The sequence below is a fragment of the uncultured Sulfitobacter sp. genome (assembly GCF_947497275.1).
Taxonomy (GTDB): Bacteria; Pseudomonadota; Alphaproteobacteria; order Rhodobacterales; family Rhodobacteraceae; genus Sulfitobacter.
On record NZ_CANMFS010000012.1, the window covers coordinates 41915 to 64885 of the forward strand.

The following is a 22971-nucleotide window of genomic DNA, read 5'->3' on the forward strand; positions in this document are numbered from 1 at the left end:
GCGATCGAATGGCAGTCCGCAAAATACCCGATCACCGACATATGTCGAGACCATCCGGTCGCGTCTGCGGCAGGCGGGGGACCGTTTCAGAAGCGGTCCGGGCCTGTGGCGTCTTTGACCAAATCGCGGCAAACCGGTATGGTCCCCAAGACAGGCGTTTGCCCGTCCGGTCTGGCCTCCGCGTCTGGCTTTGCTGTCTGCCGCATCACGCGCCTTCAGGCCGGTGTTACCTTGAAACCGGTGGCTTTGTTGTCCGTATGGGTATCCGTGCCGACGCTTTCCAGAGTTTCGGGGTGCAGCGTGACAACCGTCGACAGCGGCTCTGCATTCATTTTCTTGTACCGTCCGGGCGAATTGAATACGAAATTCCCGATCGAGTAATAGATCATTTTCCCCGCATATTCCTCGACCTCGTCTTTCTTGTGCGATCCATGCGCTATGACAATGTCAGCACCCGCATCGACCACCTTGCGGCACCATTCCTTCATGGCGTCACCGACGTCGCGGTAATCGACCCCCTGCCAGTGCGGGCTCACAACCACGATGGCCTCCGGATCTTCGGTCTTGATGCGCTCAATTTGCTTTTTGACCGCTGCAAAATGGGTGCGGCGTATTCCTGGTTTTTCCTTTTCCGCAAAGAACCCATAGGCGATATACCGCTTTGTCGCCCGCATGCCGTTAATCACATGCACCTTCCTGCCTGAGTCCGGCAAGGTGATGACATACGGTTTTCTCGCTTCTGCGAGGGTGCGCCCCGCCCCGATGGTGGCGATGTCATTGGCATGCAACAGATCGATCATTTTCACCATTGCATCTTCGCCAAAGTCCATCGCGTGGTTGTTGGCAAGCATGACGGCCGTCACGCCGAGCTTTTTCAGCATTTCGATGGTCACATCGGGGTCGTCAAATCCGGGGTACTCTTTGCCTGCGATGGGATCGCCCGGAGTTCTGGTCAACACCGTTTCGAGATTGACGATAACCTCATCACTGCCTTCCAACAGCGGCGCGACACCCTCGAAGAATGAAAAGGGTTCGTTTTGCAGACGCTCGTAGGCATCCGGGTACTTCTTTTTGCTTTTCTCAAGGTAAAAATAGCCGAGACTGGTGTCGCCGCAGAAAGTAATCTTGAAGGGGTCGGGCATATTGTTTTCCTGGGCGTTTGGAGATTCAGATCATTGTCAGTACACGACCCGAGATTGCCGCTGATTATTGTCTGACCCGAAAGATGTCTGTCATCAACAGATAATCCCCGTTTGAGTCATTATTGGCAGGTTACGCTGGTGGGAACTTCTTCGATCCCAAGCCCGTTGGCATACATCCAGGTCAGGCCCGCCACAGCCCAAAGAGGGCCGGACGCCGTGAACTGTACGCGCCCTGTGACCTGATCGAGTTCTTTGAGGTCGATATCAACACCCAGCTTTATGGCGGTTTGCGTCAGTTCCCGCTTGAGCCGCGGGCCATCGCTAACGCCTGAAAGCTCCACCTCCCGCGAGATTTGACTTTGCAGATCCGGTTTCTGGCATTCGGCAACCTGTGTCAGAACCTCCCATGCCGCCTCCGGATGCCCTGCAAGCAGCTTGTAGCACTTGAGATGTTCGGAGACTGAGACAAGGGCGTAGTTGTCCTTCGATTTGCTTGACGGTTCGGTGGGGTCGTCGATGATCAAATCAACCCGCAGGAAGGCCATCCCCTGAAGTACCTGGGCGATTTTCGCCCCCAACGCGAGGTAGCTGTCGTGCAAAGCGTCCGCCTGCTGCCACGGCTCACCCTCTTCAGTCGACTTGATAAAGGCTGCCACGACTTTGTCGCCGGCGAGGATCAGGCGCACTGCTTGGCCGGTGCGCTGTTTCTCGACCATGTAGCGGATACTGAGCGGCAGGAACTTGTTCCCTTGCTTATCCACATGATCTTCCGATAGCCGCGTCATGGCGTAGGGTGATGCGGTCAGATCGCTGGCTTTTTGCTTTTTCAACGCACGCGATTGATGAAACAGATGCTCCAGCTCCGTGTCGTTTCCAATGTCCTTGAAAGTCTCTTCGAACAGGGTATTGCGGATCACCGGTTTGAGTACCACCGGATAGCCGATCTTTTGCGCGTAGCGGATATGGTCGCGTTGCGAACGCCCGGAGAAGGAGGCCGCTTCCGCGACCTTGATGTTCTGACGCTGCAGCTGCGCGCGCCAGGCGCGAAGGTCCTGACAGTAGTTGACTGTGGGCAGCAAGTTTCGTCCACTGACGCCACATACAAAACCGACAGGCTTGCAGGCAACGCCGCTGGCGCTGTCAGGGGTTGGCGCCCGCACGGGCAGCTCAGTGTAATAGTAGGCCAATTGACGGGGGAGCAGCAGCGTCTGGGCGCTGCTTGGCATGCGCATGGCATGCACCAGAAACCCCTCACGGGTGATGTCGGGCAGATTGACCAGCAGGCTGGTGAAACTGTCGATACGTGTGTCCATGTCAACCTGGTTCATGAGTTCCTGCATTCATCGTTCAAGTGTGAAGTCATCGTACCGGGTGTCGTCATCCAGATGGGTGACGTGTACCGAGGTCGGCAGTGCTGCGGATGGCCCGCGGATGCAAGCGGTGGTGAGGGCAGTGATGCCCACCAGAGATCCCTGCAGCACGGCCTCCACCTTGCGGCGGCCGACATTTTTGACATAGCCCTTGAGCCCACTGCGCCGGGCCTGCCGCTCAAGCCATTTGCGGTAACCGACCTTGGTAACCTTGCCGCGAATTTCGACCCGCACCGCGAGGGTGTCTTCGGCCAAGGGGGTCAGCGGTATCTTTTGCTGACGCAGAATTTCCTCGATTGCCGCGCGGGGTACATTCACCGGTTCACCGAACATCGTATAACAGGCGGTGCCGATCGCCGCGTGGGCGTTCAGCTCACAGATACCAAGATCGGTTTCTCCGACGGGTTTGCGGTGATCCTCGATCAGAAAGTCGATGCCGCAATAGTCGAGCCCCGGCACGGCTTTTACGGCTTCCTCGGCGACCTTGATGATGCTGGGATGCATTTCGTGCAGTATGTTGACGCTGTCGCCCCCCTGCGACAGGTTGCACGACCCCGACAGAACCACCGATTGTCCCGCCTCCGGCACATCATGCTGGCTCAGCCCCTGCTTTTCCAACTGATACAACGTGGCTTCGCCGAATTTGATAGGGCGCGACTTGAGATGCGGGATTTCCTGACGATAGCGGTTCTTGATCAGGATCAGTTCGGCCACACTGTGTTTGCCATCCCCGACCACGTTGGCCGGTGCGCGCAGCGTCGCGGCGACGACCTTGCCGCCGATCACCATGATCCGGTAATCCTCACCGAAAATGTGCTTTTCGACGATAAAGTCGTCGTGACCCAGCTGGCTGCTCTCGAGCACATGAAAGGCTCTGCTGAGCTCTGCGTCACTGCGGATGTTCGGCACCACGCCGATGCCCCGCACGCCGGTGGCGGGTTTGACCACGACCGGATAGCCGATCAGGTTCGCAAAGCGTGTGGCGTTGTCGTAGTCGCCGGGAGGAAACATGCGCCCAAGGGGGGTTGGAAACCCCAATGGCGCCAGAAATTCCCGGGTCGCCTCTTTGTGCGTACAAAGCGAAATGGCATCCACACTGACCAGCGGCGAACGGCTCAGTTTGAAATAGAGGGTCTGGTCGCCCTTGCGGGCCGTAAATACACCCTTGCCCGTACGCAAGATATCGAACCCCTGACGCACGCATTCACGCTCCATCAGGTGGCTCTTGGCATCCATGGTGCCCAGCGGCATCATCAACGTGGTGTCGTCCGAGCTGTTGGGAGTCAGCGTCGGTGAGGCGTTCTGTAGTACGCCCTTGACTGTCGGCTGATAGGTATAGACGGGCGGTTCAGCTTCCGGAAGGTACAGTACCTTGTTTGCGCGCGCGAATAGATTTTCCATCAAAGCTTCGTCCATTGCGCCATCCGCATCGGCAGATGCGGGTTCTTCGAGCATTTGGAAAAGCTGATTCAGCGTTTTTTGCGTGCTGGTGACCGCACGGTTGATCTTACGCCATTCTGTGAGGTTGAGCGGGCTGGCGTTGTCGATCAACTGCTCCGTGGGCTCTACCCACACATGGAATTCACTGCCAGGCGCCTCGTTTTGCAAATTCGGCTCCTCGAGCCGGCTCCCGATCAATCGGGTGGCTACTGTCTGCAGATACTCCCAGTAACGCAACACCATGGGTCTGCCTTCGCGATGACCCAACAGCCCTTCCACGGCGACAGCACGCTCAATCCCGCCGCGGGACGCAGTCATCTTCAGATAGTAATTCGCCCGGCCCTGTACGTCTACGACCGCACGAGGGGGGAGCAGTGTCTCGGTACTTGGCCTGTCATAGGCGACCAGTTCGATGCGGCTGATATGGAAAGGTTCGTTTGGCATTCGGGCATCACTAACGGTTATTGGGGCTTCTGGACCTGGCCCAGTTTATGATCGCTGTAGCGAAGATACTATTTTTCACTCACTTCGGGGTGCAAGGCGCGATCATCGTAGACGCGTTCCAGAAGTGCACGCCTTGCGCTGCCGGCCCTGATACTGCCATCCGCATCATAAGCATTGATGCTGACCAGACGGCGACGTACGCCGGAGCGGCACAGGTTCGCAGCAAAGCCGGGGCCCTCTGGCAACCGGATGACATTGTCATCCAGCTCTGCATGCGGATACACGAGACGCACCTTATCCTCTTTCCTGAAGGACGTGGAGAAGTAGCGGCAATGACACATTGCGCCCGCCAGCGACACCATCGCCAGGGTGTTCAGATTGGTGGTGCCGTTGACGCCGGCCAGGAAAATTCCGCCCTTGAACCCGTGCGCTTGCGCCTCGCGTTCGGCCTCCAGAACGTCGTGATAGCCCCCAACCCGCTGCGGAATGACCTTGAGATCGACGTGGGGCAAGTAAGGCGCCAGCTTCTTGATGCTTTCCGGCCCCCAGACGGGCGCCGACAGCATGATGCGTATCGGTGATCCCTCGATCTTTTCAAAAGCCTGCTGATAAAAAGTATCGGCATCTTCCGGGAACGGATCTTCAACCACCACCGAAACATTCGGTTTTGCCAACAGGTCGGTAAGATTCAGGCTGTCACAAAATTCTTCCCATTCGGCAGGAGACCAGCGCTGACCGGCGTTCAGGATGATACCTGACAGATCGGGCGATCCGTCTCCCAAGGTAAACATCAGGGAGTTGATCAAAGCGGCGGCCTCGTCACCGCTGATACGCCTGCCAAGACGCAACCAGCCTTGCAGCTGTTTGCCATCGTCAATGCCCGGCAGCAGCTTTTCGATGTCACGCAGCGGATCATTGAACACATTGCGCTGGACACTTCCCTTATTGGGACAAGCGTCCAGTTCCGTTATGGAAACGCCGCGATGTCTGGCCATGAGATCCAAAACGGCGCACTCGGCGGCAAAACACACCGAAGGGTTGGGACGCCGCTCGATGATGCCGTTGTTCCCGATACCGGAAATATCGCAGATGATCTCGTCCGTGATGTCATTGACTTCACGAACCGGGGATTCAGAATCTTTCCGGAGCGTCCGTCCGACCAGGCAACGGGCCATCTTGCGTGCATACCGGGTCGCACTCGCAAGTGTCTCGTCGCTCGCTCTTGTTGGGCGCGCTTCGCCAAGTCCTGCGAACACTTCGCCTTCATCGTCTCCGATCACTTCGATGAAGACCGAATATTTTTCGGGTAGGCTCTTGGCAGCCCGATCCTTGCCTTCGCGTTCTTGTGCGCTCATCGGCCTGTTTTTAAGGACGACCACGCTCGCATTGATGATCTGCATCTATCCGCGCCTCAAATAATCTCACTACCTGTTAATAGGAAATATATTGTCTATCAATGGATGGCGGTAGAATGCGCCCCTTTCCCTCCATCAGCTACACCTCAATGGTTGGGCGCAGTGAAGTGATCCCGAAAATCCGGACAGTCAGCTAAGGTGTATCCAACCCTTTCGGAAGGATACGAAAATGGCAAAGCGGCGGAATTTTACAGATCAGTTCAAGGCCAGGATGGCGTTGGAAGCGCTGCGGGGCGGGGCGACAAGACCGTGCAGGAGGTCGCAGCGAAGCACCGGCTGCACCCGAACCAGGTCAGCAAAGCTTCGGCCGGCAAGCTCGGACCACTTCAATGTATGTCGATCAGAAATATGACACGTTATGCCTTCAATCGAACGAATGATCATTACGATGCCAGCCGATATGGCCGAGACATTGCGCCGTACTGTTGCCGACGGTAAGTATGCATCAATCAGTGAATTTGCTCGAAAGGCCTTGTGCAGCCGGACCCGCCGCTGCGATACAGAGCTGCGTGATCTTGATATGTTTCGAAGTGCGGTCAAGGCAGGTTTGAACAGCGGTCCCGGTATACCCGCAAGCCAGATGTTGGCCGGGACAGATCCAAGCTACGGTGGCAAGCTCTAGCCGCAGCACGGTGGTTGCCCATAACACCTGGTTTTCAGGATCAGGTTTCTCCTTCATCAGGAGATCTTGATTTAGAGGATGATTTCTATGGCACTCCCGACGTCTCCCGCTTGGCCGATTGGTGGGTTGGACCCTGTAATCGAAGCCCTACAGGAAGAATATTTACCGCAAATTTCAGACTACGACCTGGGTGGGCTTTTATGTGACACGCGGTTGGGGCGGCGGGCTATTGTATCGTCTTTCGGGGCAGAAAGCGTGGTGTTGCTGCACTATGTGTCGCGCCTTGTGCCTGATATTGACGTATTATTCATTGATACCCACAAGCATTTTCGTGAAACGCTTGAATACCGTGACACTGTTGCACAGGCTTTGAACCTCAACCTTGTCAATGTAGAGCCCGATAAAACTGAACTTGCCAAAGAAGACCCCTACGGCAGCCTCTTTAACATAGATGTGAACATGTGCTGTACCCTGCGCAAGGTTTTCCCGTTGCAAGATGCATTGCGCGGCTATGACAGCTGGGTGTCGGGACGCAAACGGTTTCAGGCGTCTACCCGTGCCGCCATCCCGGTGCTGGAGCGCGACACCGACAAGATCAAAATCAACCCCCTCGCGCTTTGGAGTAAGCACGATATAGATTCATATTTTTTCGAGCATGACTTGCCGCGTCACCCTCTGGAGGCAAAGGGCTATCCGTCGATCGGATGCCAGCCCTGCACGCGCGCTGTCAAGCCGGGCGAAGATGTACGCGCAGGTCGTTGGGCGGGGACGCCTGACAAGACGGAATGTGGACTTCATATTGGTCCAGACGGAAATTTTGCACGCAAAAAGAGCAAGAGCTAAGCCCACACAAAAGGCAAGGTTTATAAACTGATGGGACATCGCATGACCAAGAAACATTTTTACCGCATTGAGATTTTCCCTTTCGACAAGATCAAACCAACAGAAGAATACGCACAGGCCCACGCCGAACATCTGCGTGAAGAGATCGAGATCACGGGCATCTGGACCCATCCCCTGCTGGTCGACAGCAAAGCTCATGCGTTGATGGACGGGCATCACCGGTATCATGCTGCGCGGGCCCTTGAACTGTATGCCGTGCCGGTGATTTTACTGGATTACGACGATCCGGCGGTCGAACTGAAAAGCTGGCGACCCGGAATATCCTATACCCCCGAAATGATCTGGGATATCTGCAAAAGCGGGTCACTTTTGCCGATGAGATCAACCCGTCATATTATCCATACCCAGTTGCCCTTCAGCCGCGTACCGCTGTCATATCTGCAAGATGACAGTCACATCGGAGAGGTTGTGCCGGCCGCCGCTGCACACCCGACGCGCACACAAATCCTGACCGATGATTACCATGCATTCGGCGCGCGCATGGGCGCGCGTACTGTATCGGCGGCCAAGCTGGGACTTGAAACGGCGACAACGCTGGTACCTCATGCCCACCTGCGCAATATGATGGAACGCGATCCTTCCATGCAAGCGTTGATGGCGGGGGCACCGTGTAGCATCGCGCTGGGTCAGCAAGATGATTTCCCCTTCCGGCTGAAAGGCGCGGATCTATTGCTTTTGCCACCCAGTCTGATCGGCAGCCCGGCCGCCCTGGCTGCTGCTGCCCGTTGGGGGATGGAGGCTTCTTTTGCCCAGCAACAGGTCAGCGGGATCAGCACCCGGCGTCTGGCCTCACTTGTGCGTTATGGTGCGGCCTTGATCCGTCAGCTTTCGCTCGAAGATCGTGCAATGTTGCTGTCGGCAAATTCGGGCGGGATTTCTGCAGAGCTGGTCGGCGGTACGCTCGAGCCGCCAAGTGCCACGCTGTTGGAGTGGATGTCCGGTTTGATAGGAAGCAATCAGGGCCATATCAGCGAACAGGACGGTGCACGGGGTCTGCCGCTGGAGGTACCGGTTGAAAAACTGCTGATCTCGAACGGGGATTCACGGCTCAAGGTGGACGCTGTGACGGGGAAAAACAAATACGGCACCACGCCACGTCCGCGCCCCGAAGCGGTGCACTTCTCGTCCTCTACCGCCTCGTCGATTTCGGACTACGGTTTTTTGTTCTGTGATATCCTGCGCCGTGATCTGCTGACCCATATCATCGAGGGAGATCACGGTCTGCACGAAACCCGCGCGGCGCTGTCGGACGCCATTGTGGGCGAACTGGCCCAGCTCATCGACATTGATGCCAGCGAAGTCGACGGGGTGATCGCACCCTCGGGTACGGACACCGAAGTGCTGGCGGTACAGATGGCCCGGGCCGCCGCGCCCGACACCAGGCTGGTCAATATCCTGATATCGCCCGAAGAAACGGGGCGCGGCGTAAAGTTGGCAGGCAAGGGGCTGTATTTCGATCCGGTCAGCGCCACGGGTGCGCATATCGAGATGAACAGTGAAATATGGCCCCGCGCGGATATTGATGTCTTGGATATTCCTGTCCGCGCGCAGGACGGCAGCCGCCTTGCGATGGCTGATCTGGACCGGATGTTCCTGGATGCAGGGCGCGCGGCGCTTGAAAGCGGCGCACGGGTATTGGCCCATGTGCTTATCGGCTCCAAGACGGGGCTTTCCGGACCGTCGGACGCCGCCATCGAAGAGCTGGTTGCGATAGACCCCTCGCGTGTGGATGTGGTTGTGGATGCCTGCCAGATGCGTGTGGATTATTCCGTGCTGGGAGACTGTGTAAAACGGGGCTGGATGGTGCAGGTGTCGGGATCAAAATCCCTGACCGGACCACCGTTTTCAGGTGCAATGCTGTTTCCCACATCCCTGCGCAACCGTATGCAGGGCGTGATCCAGTTGATGCGCCCCGGTATCGGATATGCTGAAGACTGGTCGGCTGAATGGGTTGCGCAGATGCCAGCTACACAAGGAGAGCCGGAGTTCGGCGCACCGTTCCGCTGGTTGCCTGCGTTACTTGAAGCAAAGCTGTTGAACCATGTTCCCGAAGCGCTGCGCACTCACATACTGGACCGCTTCCGCGAAGAGGTCACCGCCAGACTGGCGCGCAGCAATGCGTTTCGCTCCCTGCCGCGCGCGCCCGAGACCGAAGAAGGATCACACAGCCTGCAATTTGCACGCCATTCCATCATCTCGTTCCAGATCATGGCACGGCAATGGGACGGCAGCCAACAGGCACTGGACGAGGCGCGGTGTCGCAAGATATTCGAGCTGTTGAATGAAGATGCCAGCCATCTGTTGCCGCAGGCGGATCAGGCCGAAACATCAGTCCTCGGACAGCAGTTTCATATCGGGCAACCTGTGGCATTGGGGCAGGGCGCTGACAAGCGCGCCGTTTTGCGGCTGGTGATCGGGATGCGGTTTTTCAACATTGTAGGACATGCGGGACCAGGTGGCATTGCCGCAGCACTGGAATCCGAAATTTCCGACCTTTTACGCGCATTGGACAAGCTGGAAATTTTCGCTGAAAACTGGTGGCGGTTCTGTGACGACATCTGATGACGCGGCACGCACAGACAAGACAACACTTGATCGCGACGACTGATTGACCGTCTGGAAGGTGCGCGTGACCATCCATCACGCCTTGCTGCGCATCACCTGCAACATCATGCCGGCCGTCGGTGCGGGGACAGGCCCCGATCCGTCGGTGATCCCCGCCTGATCGGCGAGATCGCGCAGGTAGATGATCTTGTTGTTGAGGATCACGATGTCATGGGGATCGTGCAGCGTGTAGCCTTGGTAGATCCGGCCGGCATTGCCCGCCACCAGATCGATCACCGGTTGCGGCAGACCGCCGTCGGCCATTTTCTCCAGCAGCAGATCAATGAAATCGGTATCGGTCATGGGTGTTTCTCTTTCGGGGTTTCGGGGCGAAGCTATCGCGCGCGCATCCCCTGAACAAGCCATCGCATCGCAGGGAGAGGCAAATGCGGGTCAGCGCATCCAGGGCGGAAGCGCGCCGCGCATGATGTGCTGGTAATGCTCGATCGCGCGCTCGACACGGGCGTAGTAGAAAAACCGCCCCTTTTGCAAGACAACGCCGGAGGTACACATCCGCTCGAGCTGGGCCATCGAGTGCGACACGATGATCGCGCCCGACGTCTTGAGCCGCTCGCCCAGGATCGCCTCGCTTTTTGCCTTGAACGACCCGTCGCCCACGGCGGTGATCTCGTCGATGAGATAGGTGTCGAACTGCACCGCCATCGACATCGCGAAGGCCAGCCGCGATTTCATCCCCGACGAATAGGTCCGCACCGGCATTTCGAAATGCGCGCCCAGCTCGGAGAATTCGCGCGCGAAGGCACACATCTCGTCGGTATCGACCCCGTAGATGCGGGCCACGAATTTCACGTTCTGCGCGCCGGTAAGATCGCCGTGGAACGAGCCCGCAAAGCCCACGGGCCAGGACACCGAACCTTGCGGCACGATCTCGCCGCGGTCCGGCGAAACCGACCCCGCGATCATCTTGAGCATCGTCGACTTGCCCGCCCCGTTGCCCCCGATCAACGCCACGGTTTCCCCCGCGGGAAAGGTGAAGTTGATGTCGCGGGCCACGACCTTTTCCAGACCGTTGAGCCGGTAACTCTTGTGCAGGCCGCGCAGCTCGACCATGGCTCAGCGCCGGTCGCGGACGGAGTAGTAGACCAGCACCCCGATGCTCCAGATCAGCAGCAGGAAAAAGCCGGTGATCAGGCTGAAGACCACCCGGTTGGGATAGCGCGCCGATTGCGGCAGGCTGGGCTGGGTGTAGGGGGCAAGATAGCGGTTCTGGCGCTCGGCCTCGGCGATGGCCGTGTCGAGCCCCGCCTGCGCCTTGAGATAGGTCTGCTGGGCGTATTCGAGATCGACGGTCAGCCGCTCGAACTCTGCAGCGAGGCTGGAGAAGTTGAGCCCGCCGCCGCGCCCCTCGGAGGCGGTGCCGAATTGCGCGCGCTCGATTTCGATGAGATCCTCGATCACCTCGATCCGGCGGCGTTCGGTGGTGATGCGCCGGTCATTGTCGTTCAGCCCTTCCGACAGCAGCAGGTTCAGCTCGACCTTGGCGGCGGCCAGTTGTTGTTCGAGCGAGTTGAGGATGCCGATCTGTCCCTGCACCGCCGCTTCGAGGTCGATGGTCCGGTTCTGGGAGCGGAACTTGGTCAGCGCCTCGCGCGCGTTGCGCAGCCGCGTCAGGGCGGTTTCCAGGTCAAGCTGCGCGTAGCGGGTGTTGTTGTCGCGCGCGATGGCCGACAGCCGGTTGATCAGCAGCGAGCTTTCCTCGACGATGCGCTCGGCGATGACATAGGCATCCTGTGGGCGGAAGGCATGTACGCGCAACTCGATCAGCGCGGTGCCCTGATCGTAGTGCAGCTCTACCATGCGGGTCCAGTAATCCACCAGATCCTCGATCTCGCCGGTGGACCGGTAGGCAAAGACCGGATCGAAGGCGGGCACCGTATAGACCTCGACCAGATCGATATGGTTCATCACCCGCTCGACCATGTCCTGGCTGTGGATGAACTCGTTGAGGATGTCGGTGTCTGACGAAGACGTGCCCGACACGCTCGACAGGCTGCCCAGCAGATCGGCGGCCGAGTTGAGCTCTTCGGAGCGCACCGCAAAGCCGGCCCTGGAGATGTACTGGTCCGAGGCGATGGCGAAAAGATAGAACACGGTCACGGCGAGCGGCACGAGCACCACCACGACGAAGCTCGCCAGCATCATGGCGTGGCGCTTGCGCGGGCGCGCGGCGCGCGCGCTGGGGGGGACACCCTTGCGTTTGGCCGGGCCGGGGCCGGCCACCTTGGGACCGCCCTTTGCCGGACCGGGGGCGGGTTTGGCACCAGGCGCATTCGCAGCGGGAGGAGGGGGCGTTTGCTGTGAGATGGGACTATCCTTTTGGCCACGCCCCTGTAACGGGCGAGAAGAAGCTGCTGAAAGATGCATCTGATTTTACGCCTCGCTATGCAAGGAAAAATCTCTTACCAAACGGCACACGCCCGTGGGGCCAAACGACGCGAGACGGCCATGACAGAGACGACATCCCCGGCATCTTCCGGCCTGCCCCCGCAAGGTGTGCGCCTGCCCGCACGGCGCAGGGGGGCCTCGGTGCGGGCCGTGCTGGCGCTTGTCCTGCGCGAGATGTCGACAGCCTACGGCCGCTCGCCGGGTGGCTATATCTGGACCATCGTGGAGCCGGTGGGCGGGCTGTTGATGCTGGCGCTGGTGTTCTCCTTTCTGTTCCGCACGCCGCCGCTGGGATCGAGTTTCCTGCTGTTCTACGCCACCGGGATGCTGCCGTTTCTGGCCTACACGGCCGTCTCGGCCAAGATCGCCTCGGCGATCCGGTTCTCCAGACCGCTGCTGGCCTATCCGTCCGTCACCTATATCGACGCGCTGATCGCGCGGCTGATCCTGGAAACGATCACCCAGATCATCGTCGGGGCGATCATCATCACCTGCATCATCTGGTGGACCGACGAGGCGGTGAGCTTTGACTTCGGGGCCATCGCGCTGGCGGCGAGCATGGCGGTCGCCCTTGGTCTCGGCGTCGGACTGACCAACAGTTTCCTCAACACCATGTTCCCGATCTGGTCGAGCCTCTGGGCGGTTCTGAACCGGCCCATGTTCCTGATTTCGGGGATTTTCTTTCTGATCGATCCGCTGCCCGAGCAGTACCGCAACATCCTGCTCTACAACCCGCTGGTGCATGTACTGTCGATGATGCGGTCGGGGTTCTACGCCACCTACGACGCGCCCTATGCCTCTGCCAGCTATGCGTTCGGCTTTGCGCTGGTGCCGGCGGTGTTCGGCATGTTGATGCTGCACCGTTACCACAAAGACATGCTTGAGTTGTAAGGCCGGGCGGCGTGCGAATTGCACCGCCCTGCATGAGTTGCTATGCGGGTCAAAATTTAGGAATTCAGGCATGTCTCCAGGCTCGGCAGTGGCGCGCGCGATGCGGTTTTCGCGCATCTTCTTTCTGACACCACAGGAACACGCAGCGATGAGGGCGGGTCGCGACAGCGGGCTGTTCGATCCGGTCTATTACGCCGGCGCCTATCCGCAGATCCATGCGCTGTTCCGGCCCTTCCTGCTGCGCCACTATGTCGTCTACGGCGAACGCATGGGATATCGGCCCAATCCCGATTTCTCGCCCTCGGCCTATCTGCGCTATAATCCGGACGTCGCGTCGGAGGGGACCTCGCCGTTCCTGCATTACGCCCGCTCGGGCCACAAGGAGGCGCGCATTACCAAGGAACTGCCCAAGGTCGAGGAGCTGCCGGAAGTGCTGGCCCCCAAGCTGCGCTTTGATCCCGACCGCCCGCGCGCCGATGTGGCGATCGTGATGCACATCTATTATCCCGACCTGTGGCCCGAATTCAAAGCTAAGATCGACAGCCTGGACATCGCGCACGACCTTTATGTCACGCTGACCTACCGCGGCGACGAGACCGAAGAACTGGCCCGCGAGATCCGCGCCGATTTGCCACAGGCCACCGTGGTCCCGCTTGAAAACCGCGGACGCGACATCCTGCCGTTTCTGGCGCTGGTGAACGCGGGCGCGCTGACCGGGTACAAAGCGGTCTGCAAGATCCACACCAAGAAGTCACCGCATCGCGAGGACGGCGAGAAATGGCGCCGCCATCTGATCGACGGCGTGCTGCCCGATGAGGGTCTGCAAGGCCTCTTAGAGACGTTTATCGCCGATGACAAAGCCTCGTTCTGGGTCGCCGACGGGCAGCATTTCAACGATACGAAATGGTGGGGCAGCAATTTCGAGATCACGCGCAGCCTGCTGCGCCGGATCGAGGTGGACATCTCTTCCAGGCGGCTGTCGTTTCCGGCCGGGTCAATCTATTGGATGAAGCCCACAATCGTGGATCTGCTGCGCGCGATGAAGCTGCAAACCGAACAGTTCGATCCCGAAATGGCGCAGGTCGACGGCACGCTGGCGCACGCGCTCGAACGCGCGATGGGATTTTTGTCCGATGCCGCCGATCTGGAAATCCGCCAGACCACGCAGGTGGCGCAGATGCGCGCGGGACAGCTGAAATCAGGCTCTGACACGGGCGAAATGACGACGCCCGCCTTCGTCAGCGCGTTCTATCTGCCGCAGTTCCATCCGATCCCCGAGAACGACGCCTGGTGGGGCAAGGGATTCACTGAATGGCGCGGCACCGTCGCCGCACAGCCGATGTACCAGGGCCACATCCAGCCCTTGCTGCCCACCGATCTGGGCTATTACGATCTGCGCGCCACCGAAGTCATGGGCGAACAGGCCGCACTGGCGCGCGGCGCGGGGATCGACGCATTCTGTGTCTATCACTACTGGTTCGACGGCAAACGCGTGCTGGAAACCCCGCTCGACAAGCTGCTGGAGAGACCCGAGGTCGATTTCCCGTTCTACCTGTGCTGGGCCAACGAAAGCTGGCGGCGCAACTGGGACGGGCTGTCAGGGACCGTCCTGCTGGAGCAGACCTACCGCGACGGGTTCGAACAGGCGCTGGTCGACGACAGCCTGAAATACATGAACGATCCGCGCTACATGCGCCCCGACGGGACGCGGCCCCGTTTTGTCATCTACCGCCCAGAGGACATGCCCGATCCGGCCGGCAGTGTCGCGCGAATGCGCGAGGCCTGGCGCGCGGCGGGCATCGGCGAGGTCGAACTGGGTGCGGTGTGCTTCCACGTCGACGGCGAGAATCCGGTCGCGGACGATCTGTTCGACTTCTGGATCGAGATGCCGCCGCACGGGATCGTGACGCCCGACGACTATCTGTTCGGCGGCCCCGAAGGCAACACGATGGGGCGCAAGGTGCACACCGGCTTCCGCGGGCTGGTCTACGACTATAACAAGGTGATCGAGAATTCGGTGTCGAAGGCCTATGTCAAAGGGCTGCCCCATAATACGATCTGCGGCGTGATGCCCAGTTGGGACAACTCCGCGCGGCGCGGATTCCAGGCGCATATGGCCTATGGCGCGAACCCCGCGCGCTTCGGTGTCTGGCTCGACGCGTTAAAGCGGCACCGGATCGCCGGCTCCTACCGCCGCGAATTGTTCGTGAACGCATGGAACGAATGGGCCGAAAAGGCGGTGATGGAGCCGAATTCGGTCTACGGTGATATGGCGCTGCGTGTACTGGCGCAAAAAACAGGTAAGGAACACGGTGATGTCTAAAGTCGTCCTGCACATCGGCACGCACAAAACGGCCACCACCACCATTCAGGACATGTTTCACAAGAACGCGCCCCTGCTGGAAAAGCACGGGCTGATCTATCCGCGCATCGGTCGGGTAACGGGGCATCACGGGCTGGCCTACGACTGGTCGGCGCTGCCCCCGGTCTACAAGCTCGACTCCAGCAGCCTCGACGCTTTCGGCTGGATCGCGCGGGAATATGCCGACCGCGACGCCACCGTTTTTCTCAGCTCCGAAGAGTTTTCACGCGACAACCCCAAGGCATCGGTGGATTTCGCCGCCGTGCGCGAACGGCTGGCACCCTTCGACGAGATCGAGGTGATCTGCGTGCTGCGCACCCAATGGCAGTTCATCCAGTCGATCTATCTGGAGTTGAGCCGGCGCAACAACCCGCCGCGCCCGTCGACGATCGCCAAGCCCGCGATCGAAAAGGGCACGTCGATGGGGCTGGCGGTGGATTACAACCTGATCCTCGACCGGCTGGAAAAGGTGTTCGCGCCCGAGGAAATCACCCTGCTGGACTTCAAGACCTGCAGCCAGGCCGAGGGCCGGATCATCGGCACGTTGCTGCGCCATCTCGATATCGACCTGAAGGCGGAGGCGCTGGAACTGGTCAACGACGGGGTCTCGAACAAATCGCCGCATCCGCTGGCCACGTGGATCAGCAATGTCGCGGTCGAACCGGCAAGCGCGCCCGACTGGCTGTTGGCCCATGCGACGGCGGTGTTCAAGGAGGAGGCGAAGGAGAACGACGTTCCCTGCCTTTTCACCCAGAACGAATTCAAGACGATGGCAGAGCATTTCGGACCCCTCAACGCGCGTCTCGAAGAACGCCGCCGCGCCGTTCAGCCCGATTTCCGCATCTCCGAACCCGACGGCGATGCGATCACGCTTTACCGCAACCAGACCAAGCAATCGGTCTGGAACAAGCTGGCCCGGCGATTGGCCCTGGAGCGGATGAAGACGGAAAAATAAGTGCCTCCGCACAGGCCCCCATCAGACAGGACCACAGTGATGATCAAACCGCGCGCCAAGGTCGCACCGAACACCTGGGAATTCCTGCGCGACCCGATGATCGCGCCCACGGGGTTTCGCGAATACGACGCCCGCTGGCAGTATCCGCAAGGCATCAACCTGCCGGGCATGACGGCGCTGGGGCTGGGGCTTGGCACGCAGATGCGCCGCCGCGGGATCGCGCCCGTGATCGCCGTGGGCAACGATTACCGCGACTATTCGCTGTCGATCAAGAACGCGCTGATGCTGGGTCTGATGCAGGCGGGCATCGCGGTGCGCGACATCGGGCCCGCCCTGTCGCCGATGGCTTATTTCGCACAGTTCCACCTGGACGCGCCGGCGGTGGCGATGGTCACGGCAAGCCACAATCCCAACGGCTGGACCGGCGTGAAGATGGGGTTCGAGCGTCCGCTGACCCACGGCCCCGACGAGATGGCGGAATTGCGCGACATCGTTCTGAACGGGGAAGGGGAGGCGCATCCGGGCGGCAGTTACGAGTTTGTCGAGGGAGTGCGCGAGGCCTATCTTGACGATCTGGTGGGCGATTTCCGCATGACACGCCCTTTGAAGGTGGTCTGCGCCACCGGCAACGGCACCGCGTCGGCCTTTGCGCCCGAGCTGTTGCGCCGTCTCGGCGTCGAGGTGGTCGAGAGCCACAACGAGCTGGATTACACCTTCCCGCACTACAACCCCAACCCCGAAGCGATGGAGATGCTGCACGACATGAGCGCCCGCGTCGCCGCCTCGGGGGCGGATTTCGCGCTGGGGTTCGACGGCGACGGCGACCGCTGCGGCGTGGTCGACGACGACGGCGAGGAAATATTCGCCGACAAGATGGGCGTCATCTTGGCGCGCGATCTGTCGCGGATCTATCCCAACGCGACCTTCGTGGCGGATGTGAAGTCGACCGGGCTGTTCGCCTCCGATCCGGTGCTCAGGGCAAACGGAGCCCACGCCGATTACTGGAAAACCGGCCACAGCCACATGAAGCGCCGGGTACACGCGCTTGGCGCGCTGGCGGGGTTCGAGAAATCGGGCCACTACTTTCTGGCCGAACCGATCGGGCGCGGCTATGACTGCGGGATGCGCGTGGCGGTCGAGATCTGCAAGCTGATGGACCGCAACCCGGACATGAAGATGTCGGACCTGCGCCGCGCCCTGCCGCACACATGGGCCACGCCCACGATGTCGCCCTATGCCGCCGACGAAGATAAATACGACATCTTTGCGCGGATCGTGGCCAAGCTTGAAGGCATGACGGAAATCGCGGGCTGCAAGGTGGCGCAGGTGGTGACCGTCAATGGCGCGCGCGTGATCCTCGACAACGGCTCGTGGGGGCTGGTGCGCGCCTCGTCGAACACGCCCAATCTGGTGGTGGTTTGCGAAAGCGCGCAGTCCGAAGCAGAGCTGCGTGCGATCTTCAAGGCACTCGACGACGTGATCCGTACCGAGCCGGGCGTGGGAGACTACGACCAGACGTTCTGAAAAGCGGCCCTGATACGGGGTATTGAAGGTGTATTTTTAACATAATCTACCTTATAGATACAGCTTACATGAAGACGATCGTGACGGCATGCATGCTCACCCTTCTGTCGCTTTCACAGGCGGCGGCGCAGGATGCGCGGCCCGATACCGGTTTCTTGCACGGCAGCGGATTCAGGCCCGCGTATGACGCGGTCTGCGGTCTGGGGTCTGCGATAGGCGACGGATGCACGGCCATTCGGGCGCGCGACATCGTCGACGCCGAAGGCTGGCCGTGGCGGGCCATCGGGCGGGTCAATTTCGCGGGCATCCGGACCCGGCAACACTGTACCGGCACGCTGGTCGCGCCGCGTGTCGTGCTCACGGCGGCGCATTGCCTTTACAGCTATCCGCGCAGAATGTGGATCCAGCCGCACAGCATTACCTTCGTTGCAGGCTACCAGCGCGGCGGCGGTGTCGCGGTGTCGCGCGGGCTCCGCTTTGTGCTGGATGAGGGGCAGGACACCGCCAGCCGTGATTTTCGCGCCACCCCCGATACCGACTGGGCGCTGGTGATCCTCGAAGATCCCATAGGCCATGAGGTCGGGTTTCTGGACCTCGCAATACAGGTACCGGCGGGGGCGGGTTTCATGCTTGCGGGCTACGCCGGTCTGCGCCCCGAGGTGCTGTCGGTGGCGCGCGAGTGCGGGACGCCGCTGGCGGGCGTGCCCGCTGCGGTGATGCTGCGCTGCGCCGCGATGCAGGGCGATTCCGGCGCGCCGGTTCTCGTGCGGCAAGGCGGCGGCTACGCGGTCGCGGGGGTGTTCTCGTCGGTCATGACGCGGGGCGAAGATGTCTTCAGCCTCGCGATCGCGCCTTCCGCATTCCGTGACGCGGTATCGCAGGTCCGGCAGGAATAGCGCGAAATCATCAATTTGACGCCCCCGCTGACGTTTGCCCGATCCACCTTCCCACAGAGCTTTGGCAAAATGACATACACCAAATTCATGCAAGATTGCGCAGCGACCAGATCCGCCCGGAAAATGACGAAACCGAATCCGCGATCGGTATCCTGCCGACCTGCGAAATTCTGCCGAATGACACTTGGGTATCCAGGGCACCATGGCGACCGATTATCTCGTCGGTCAGGGCAACAACCCGGTGGCCGGTGGCGACGGAAAAATCATCCATCACCGGCGTCTGCGGTCTGGATGTCCTGAAGGGGGGGCGGCAACATTCTCATCGGCAACACCACCCAGCTGAGCGGCGTTGTTTCGGTGACGGGCAGCAAGGCCGGAGAATATCCCGTAACGTTTCCTTTCCCCCGATTACCGCTCTGGATCCCTTCCATGGCCCCACAAGCTGAGCTGCCCGACGGAAGGGGCGGCGGTCCGTACGGTGACAGGTGAGGTCCGGCCAATCCATCCTGGCGGACCCGGATCCCTTGAAATTGGCATGATGACCTTAGATTAGGGCTTTCATACCAATCAACGAGATCCCCATGGCCCAGATCGAAAAGAACAGCCTCGGCTTTCTGATCACCGACACCGCGCGCCTGCTGCGCAAGACTATCGCTCGCCAGATCGAAGGAGCGGGCGCGGCGCCGCTTTCCTTGGTGGCGCAGGCCGGCCAGAGGGGGCGCATGACGGCGATGGGAGGCGTGAGGCTGGCCCACCGGGAGGCGTTTCGCCGCATCGCTCTCACCCTGCGCACCAATCCGGGCTACGCGCGCCAGACCCCACCGGAAACCTCGCCCGCATGACCCCTCGCCCGATCATGTCAGAGCGCCGCGTCAGCCTTCTGGGCGCGATGCTGGTGGCCATCGGACCGGTGTCGATGGCGCTCTATACCCCTGCGATGACAGACATCGTGACCGCTTTCGGCTCTACGCAGGCGGTCGTGAAGATGACGCTGACGCTTTATTTCGGCGGCTTCGCCTTTGCACAGCTTCTGGCGGGGCCGCTGTCGGACGTGTTGGGGCGGCGCCCCGTCACGATCGCCTTCATGCTGCTCTATTGCGCCGGCAGCCTGCTGGCCCTCTTCGCGCCGACCGTCGGTGTGCTGATCTTCGCGCGCTTCATCCAGGGGGCCGGGGCCTCCGTCGGGGTCGCCACATCGCGCGCACTGGTGCGCGATCTGTTCACCCGCGACCAATCCTCGCGGATCATGAACCTGATCGGCATCGTGCTGGCGCTCGGGCCGGCCTTTGCGCCAACGCTGGGGGGTCTGGTGCTGTGGGTCTTCGGCTGGCGCGCGCTGTTCGTCACGATGCTCTTGCTCGGGATCGGGGTGATCGCGGTCGTGTATTTCGCCATGTCCGAAACCGTGATCGCCGACCGCAGGCGCCTGAACGTGCGCGCGCTGGCCGGCAGCTACCGCGACGTCCTGTCGAACGGGCATTTCCTGACCGCCACGGGGGTGATCGCCGGTGCGCTCGGCGCGATCTATGCACAGGCGACCTTCCTGCCCTTCATCCTGATGAACGGTCTGGGGCTGAGCCCGCAGCAGTTCGGCCTTGCCATGCTGGCGCAGTCGGGCAGCTTTTTCGCCGCATCACTGGCGGTGCGCAGCTTGATCATCCGCGTCGGCGCGGACCGGCTGGTGGCGCCGGGGCTGGCGACCATCCTTCTGGGGTCGCTCGGAACCGCGTCGCTTTTGCTGTGGCCGCCCAGCTTTGCGCACGTCATGGTGCCGGTCGCGATCTATGCCTGCGGCATCGCCTTCGTGATGCCCGCGATGTCCACCGCCGCCCTGGCCCCCTTCACCCGGACTGCCGGTGCCGCCGCCGCCCTGATGGGCTTTTTCCAGATGGGCGCGGGCTTGCTCATGGGCAGCCTCGGCGCGTTGGTCGGCGACACGCTGGTCGCGATGGCGGTGTTCATCCCGATGATGGGGCTTGGCGCGTGCCTGTCCTATCTTCTGCACCTGCGGATCAGGGATGACGGGCCTGCCGCCCCGGTCCCTGCCGCCCAGTCCTGTGCCGCAGCCGCACCGGGCCCGCGCACCGCGCGAACCGTGATCGCCCCCACGCCGGCGATGAAGAACGTCCCGTAGCCGCGCGCCGTCCCCCTTCCCTGTCGCCCGTATCTGGTACTTTGACGTCGGGCGCGCTATCTGCGCAGGGCGCACCTCGAAGGAGCCTTCATGTCCCGGACACCTGATAATCCAGATCCAAGCCTCAGCCTTGCCGCCGCGCGCCGCGTGCTGCGCATCGAGGCCGACGCGCTGAGCCTGCTGGAACGCGACCTGCCGCCCGATTTCGCGCCCGCCGTGGCGGCCATTCTGGCCAGCCCGGGCCGGGTGATCGTATCGGGCATCGGCAAATCGGGCCACATCGGCCACAAGATCGCGGCCACCCTCGCCTCTACCGGCACGCCCGCCTATTTCGTCCACGGCGCCGAAGCGAGCCACGGCGATCTGGGCATGGTGGGGCGCGCGGACGTGTGCATCCTGATCTCCAATTCCGGCGAGACGGCGGAGCTGCGCGATCTGGTTTATCACACGCAGCGGTTCTCGATCCCGATGATCGGCATCTCGTCGAACCCCGACAGCACCCTGATGAAGGCAGCCGATTTTCGCCTTACCCTGCCAAAGGCGCCCGAAGCCTGCGCCATCGGCATGGCCCCCACCACCTCGACCACGCTGACGCTGGCGTTGGGCGATGCGCTGGCCGTGGCGCTGATGGAACAGCGCGGTTTCGTCGCCGAGGATTACGGCGTGTTCCATCCGGGCGGCAAGCTGGGCGCGCAGATGCGCCGCGTGTCCGACCTGATGCACGGCGGGAGCGAGATGCCGCTGCTGCCCGCCGACGCCACGATGGAAGATACCCTGCTCGAGATGACCTCGAAAAGCTTCGGCATCGGGGTGCTGGTGTCGGACGGGCGCATCGCGGGCGTGATCACCGACGGCGACTTGCGGCGCAACATGGAAGGGTTGATGGGCCGGCGCGCCATCGACATCGCCACCCGCGATCCGCTGACCGTGCCGCCCGATATGCTGGCCCCCGAGGCGCTGGCGCTTTTGAACGCGCGCAAGCTCAACGTGCTTCTGGTTGCCGACGCAGACGCGCGCCCGCTGGGTGTGCTGCACATCCATGATTTGCTCAGAGCCGGAGTAGGCTGACATGAAAACCGTGATCTTCATTCCCGCGCGCTATGCCTCGACCCGCTATCCCGGCAAACCGCTGGTGGCGCTGCGCCAAAAGGACGGCAGCGAAAAAACCCTGATCGAGATGAGCTGGGAGGCGGCGCGCGCCATTCGCGGAGTCGATGCCGTCTATGTGGCCACCGACGACGACCGGATCGCGGACGCCGCGCGCGGTTTCGGCGCGGATGTGGTGATGACCGATGCGGCCTGCGAGAACGGCACCGCGCGGGTGGCGCAGGCCTTTGCGCGCGCGGACATCGATGCCGATCTGGTGATCAACTTTCAGGGCGACGCGCCGCTGACGCCGCCGTGGTTCGTCGAGGCGTTGATCGAGGCCATGCGCGCCGACGACAGCATCGGCATGGCCACGCCCGTGCTGCGCTGCGACCGCGCCACCTATGACGCGCTGAAGGACGACCGCGCGCAGGGCCGCGTCGGCGGCACCACCGCCGTTTTCGACGCGGCCATGAACGCGCTCTATTTCTCGAAAGAGGTGCTGCCCTACATTGATCCGGGCAAGGTGGCAGAGCCAATCCCGGTGTTCCACCACGTCGGTGTCTACGGCTACCGCCCTGCCGCGCTGTCGGCCTATGTCGCCCATCCTGTTTGCCCGCTCGAAACCCTCGAAGGGCTGGAGCAGCTGCGGTTCCTGCACGCGGGCCTGCCGGTGCGCTGCGTCGAGGTCGACGCGCGCGGTCGTGTGTTCTGGGAGCTTAACAACCCCACCGACGTGGCACGGATCGAGACGGCATTGCGGGAGATGACCTAAGC

General features: G+C 61.2%; 20 protein-coding genes. 12 read left to right on the forward strand and 8 right to left on the reverse strand.

The window, feature by feature from the left end:
• Nucleotides 1–215: 215 nt before the first annotated feature.
• From Q1A06_RS18375 to Q1A06_RS18390, 4 genes are all read right to left on the reverse strand, one after another.
• The gene (locus Q1A06_RS18375; protein ID WP_299567008.1) at nt 216–1142 is read right to left on the reverse strand and encodes a CapA family protein; all 927 of its coding nucleotides are present in this window, start codon (nt 1140–1142) and stop codon (nt 216–218) included.
• 119 nt (nt 1143–1261) lie between these two features.
• The gene (locus Q1A06_RS18380) at nt 1262–2470 is read right to left on the reverse strand and encodes a hypothetical protein (RefSeq protein WP_299567010.1); all 1209 of its coding nucleotides are present in this window, start codon (nt 2468–2470) and stop codon (nt 1262–1264) included.
• A 12-nt stretch (nt 2471–2482) separates the two neighbouring features.
• Nucleotides 2483–4396, reverse strand: coding sequence for an acylphosphatase (locus tag Q1A06_RS18385; RefSeq protein WP_299567012.1), 1914 nt, complete (start codon nt 4394–4396; stop codon nt 2483–2485).
• A gap of 68 nt (nt 4397–4464) precedes the next feature.
• Nucleotides 4465–5796 carry a hypothetical protein gene (locus Q1A06_RS18390; RefSeq protein WP_299567014.1) on the reverse strand — a complete coding sequence of 444 codons (1332 nt, stop codon included), beginning with the start codon at nt 5794–5796 and terminating at the stop codon, nt 4465–4467.
• 391 nt (nt 5797–6187) lie between these two features.
• Between Q1A06_RS18390 and Q1A06_RS18395 the strand changes: the two genes are divergently transcribed.
• The 3 genes from Q1A06_RS18395 to Q1A06_RS18405 all read left to right on the forward strand — a co-directional run bounded on the left by Q1A06_RS18395 (nt 6188) and on the right by Q1A06_RS18405 (nt 9898).
• Nucleotides 6188–6433 carry a type II toxin-antitoxin system ParD family antitoxin gene (locus Q1A06_RS18395; protein WP_299567016.1) on the forward strand — a complete coding sequence of 82 codons (246 nt, stop codon included), beginning with the start codon at nt 6188–6190 and terminating at the stop codon, nt 6431–6433.
• A gap of 87 nt (nt 6434–6520) precedes the next feature.
• Nucleotides 6521–7276: a phosphoadenylyl-sulfate reductase gene (locus Q1A06_RS18400; RefSeq protein WP_299567018.1), complete on the forward strand. Its 756-nt coding sequence runs from the start codon at nt 6521–6523 to the stop codon at nt 7274–7276.
• Nucleotides 7277–7318: 42 nt separating this feature from the next.
• Nucleotides 7319–9898 (forward strand): ParB N-terminal domain-containing protein, encoded by a 2580-nt coding sequence (locus Q1A06_RS18405; protein WP_299567020.1) that lies wholly within the window; start codon nt 7319–7321, stop codon nt 9896–9898.
• 78 nt (nt 9899–9976) lie between these two features.
• Here Q1A06_RS18405 and Q1A06_RS18410 read toward each other — a convergent pair whose 3' ends face one another.
• The 3 genes from Q1A06_RS18410 to Q1A06_RS18420 all read right to left on the reverse strand — a co-directional run bounded on the left by Q1A06_RS18410 (nt 9977) and on the right by Q1A06_RS18420 (nt 12181).
• Complete coding sequence (locus tag Q1A06_RS18410; RefSeq protein ID WP_299567022.1) at nt 9977–10243, reverse strand: hypothetical protein; 267 nt, start codon at nt 10241–10243, stop codon at nt 9977–9979.
• A 90-nt stretch (nt 10244–10333) separates the two neighbouring features.
• Nucleotides 10334–11011, reverse strand: coding sequence for an ABC transporter ATP-binding protein (locus Q1A06_RS18415; protein WP_299567024.1), 678 nt, complete (start codon nt 11009–11011; stop codon nt 10334–10336).
• Between the two features lie 3 nt (nt 11012–11014).
• Nucleotides 11015–12181 (reverse strand): sugar transporter, encoded by a 1167-nt coding sequence (locus tag Q1A06_RS18420; protein ID WP_299567026.1) that lies wholly within the window; start codon nt 12179–12181, stop codon nt 11015–11017.
• A gap of 225 nt (nt 12182–12406) precedes the next feature.
• Between Q1A06_RS18420 and Q1A06_RS18425 the strand changes: the two genes are divergently transcribed.
• The 5 genes from Q1A06_RS18425 (at nt 12407) to Q1A06_RS18445 (ending at nt 18974) form a co-directional block, all read left to right on the forward strand.
• Nucleotides 12407–13237 (forward strand): ABC transporter permease, encoded by an 831-nt coding sequence (locus Q1A06_RS18425; protein ID WP_299567028.1) that lies wholly within the window; start codon nt 12407–12409, stop codon nt 13235–13237.
• A 70-nt stretch (nt 13238–13307) separates the two neighbouring features.
• The gene (locus Q1A06_RS18430; RefSeq protein ID WP_299567030.1) at nt 13308–15560 is read left to right on the forward strand and encodes a glycoside hydrolase family 99-like domain-containing protein; all 2253 of its coding nucleotides are present in this window, start codon (nt 13308–13310) and stop codon (nt 15558–15560) included.
• Entirely contained in the window at nt 15553–16554 is a 1002-nt protein-coding gene (locus tag Q1A06_RS18435; protein WP_299567032.1) for a hypothetical protein, read from the forward strand. Before Q1A06_RS18430 ends, Q1A06_RS18435 begins: the two co-directional genes overlap by 8 nt.
• A 39-nt stretch (nt 16555–16593) precedes the next feature.
• Nucleotides 16594–18078 carry a phosphomannomutase/phosphoglucomutase gene (locus tag Q1A06_RS18440; RefSeq protein ID WP_299567034.1) on the forward strand — a complete coding sequence of 495 codons (1485 nt, stop codon included), beginning with the start codon at nt 16594–16596 and terminating at the stop codon, nt 18076–18078.
• Nucleotides 18079–18146: 68 nt separating this feature from the next.
• Nucleotides 18147–18974, forward strand: coding sequence for a trypsin-like serine protease (locus Q1A06_RS18445; protein ID WP_299567036.1), 828 nt, complete (start codon nt 18147–18149; stop codon nt 18972–18974).
• An 85-nt stretch (nt 18975–19059) separates the two neighbouring features.
• On the opposite strand, the gene Q1A06_RS18450 is transcribed toward Q1A06_RS18445, so the two are convergent.
• On the reverse strand, nt 19060–19245 hold the full coding sequence (locus Q1A06_RS18450) for a hypothetical protein (RefSeq protein WP_299567051.1): 186 nt from the start codon (nt 19243–19245) through the stop codon (nt 19060–19062).
• A 310-nt stretch (nt 19246–19555) separates the two neighbouring features.
• Between Q1A06_RS18450 and Q1A06_RS18455 the strand changes: the two genes are divergently transcribed.
• From Q1A06_RS18455 to Q1A06_RS18470, 4 genes are all read left to right on the forward strand, one after another.
• Entirely contained in the window at nt 19556–19816 is a 261-nt protein-coding gene (locus tag Q1A06_RS18455; protein WP_299567053.1) for a hypothetical protein, read from the forward strand.
• Between the two features lie 14 nt (nt 19817–19830).
• Nucleotides 19831–21108 (forward strand): multidrug effflux MFS transporter, encoded by a 1278-nt coding sequence (locus tag Q1A06_RS18460; RefSeq protein WP_299567055.1) that lies wholly within the window; start codon nt 19831–19833, stop codon nt 21106–21108.
• Between the two features lie 90 nt (nt 21109–21198).
• Nucleotides 21199–22176, forward strand: a complete 978-nt coding sequence (locus Q1A06_RS18465; RefSeq protein ID WP_299567057.1) for a KpsF/GutQ family sugar-phosphate isomerase — start codon at nt 21199–21201, stop codon at nt 22174–22176.
• 1 nt (nt 22177) lies between these two features.
• Nucleotides 22178–22969, forward strand: a complete 792-nt coding sequence (locus Q1A06_RS18470; protein ID WP_299567059.1) for a manno-octulosonate cytidylyltransferase — start codon at nt 22178–22180, stop codon at nt 22967–22969.
• Nucleotides 22970–22971: the final 2 nt, after the last annotated feature.

Excerpts from the sequence above, each read along its gene's own strand:
- Q1A06_RS18375 (WP_299567008.1), bottom strand. The coding sequence starts at position 1,142 with ATGCCCGACCCCTTCAAGATTACTTTCTGCGGCGACACCAGTCTCGGC.
- Q1A06_RS18380 (WP_299567010.1), bottom strand. The coding sequence starts at position 2,470 with ATGAACCAGGTTGACATGGACACACGTATCGACAGTTTCACCAGCCTG.
- Q1A06_RS18385 (WP_299567012.1), bottom strand. The coding sequence starts at position 4,396 with ATGCCAAACGAACCTTTCCATATCAGCCGCATCGAACTGGTCGCCTAT.
- Q1A06_RS18390 (WP_299567014.1), bottom strand. The coding sequence starts at position 5,796 with ATGCAGATCATCAATGCGAGCGTGGTCGTCCTTAAAAACAGGCCGATG.
- Q1A06_RS18395 (WP_299567016.1), top strand. The coding sequence starts at position 6,188 with ATGATCATTACGATGCCAGCCGATATGGCCGAGACATTGCGCCGTACT.
- Q1A06_RS18400 (WP_299567018.1), top strand. The coding sequence starts at position 6,521 with ATGGCACTCCCGACGTCTCCCGCTTGGCCGATTGGTGGGTTGGACCCT.
- Q1A06_RS18405 (WP_299567020.1), top strand. The coding sequence starts at position 7,319 with ATGACCAAGAAACATTTTTACCGCATTGAGATTTTCCCTTTCGACAAG.
- Q1A06_RS18410 (WP_299567022.1), bottom strand. The coding sequence starts at position 10,243 with ATGACCGATACCGATTTCATTGATCTGCTGCTGGAGAAAATGGCCGAC.
- Q1A06_RS18415 (WP_299567024.1), bottom strand. The coding sequence starts at position 11,011 with ATGGTCGAGCTGCGCGGCCTGCACAAGAGTTACCGGCTCAACGGTCTG.
- Q1A06_RS18425 (WP_299567028.1), top strand. The coding sequence starts at position 12,407 with ATGACAGAGACGACATCCCCGGCATCTTCCGGCCTGCCCCCGCAAGGT.
- Q1A06_RS18430 (WP_299567030.1), top strand. The coding sequence starts at position 13,308 with ATGTCTCCAGGCTCGGCAGTGGCGCGCGCGATGCGGTTTTCGCGCATC.
- Q1A06_RS18435 (WP_299567032.1), top strand. The coding sequence starts at position 15,553 with ATGTCTAAAGTCGTCCTGCACATCGGCACGCACAAAACGGCCACCACC.
- Q1A06_RS18440 (WP_299567034.1), top strand. The coding sequence starts at position 16,594 with ATGATCAAACCGCGCGCCAAGGTCGCACCGAACACCTGGGAATTCCTG.
- Q1A06_RS18445 (WP_299567036.1), top strand. The coding sequence starts at position 18,147 with ATGAAGACGATCGTGACGGCATGCATGCTCACCCTTCTGTCGCTTTCA.
- Q1A06_RS18450 (WP_299567051.1), bottom strand. The coding sequence starts at position 19,245 with ATGGATGATTTTTCCGTCGCCACCGGCCACCGGGTTGTTGCCCTGACC.
- Q1A06_RS18455 (WP_299567053.1), top strand. The coding sequence starts at position 19,556 with ATGGCCCAGATCGAAAAGAACAGCCTCGGCTTTCTGATCACCGACACC.
- Q1A06_RS18460 (WP_299567055.1), top strand. The coding sequence starts at position 19,831 with ATGTCAGAGCGCCGCGTCAGCCTTCTGGGCGCGATGCTGGTGGCCATC.
- Q1A06_RS18465 (WP_299567057.1), top strand. The coding sequence starts at position 21,199 with ATGTCCCGGACACCTGATAATCCAGATCCAAGCCTCAGCCTTGCCGCC.
- Q1A06_RS18470 (WP_299567059.1), top strand. The coding sequence starts at position 22,178 with ATGAAAACCGTGATCTTCATTCCCGCGCGCTATGCCTCGACCCGCTAT.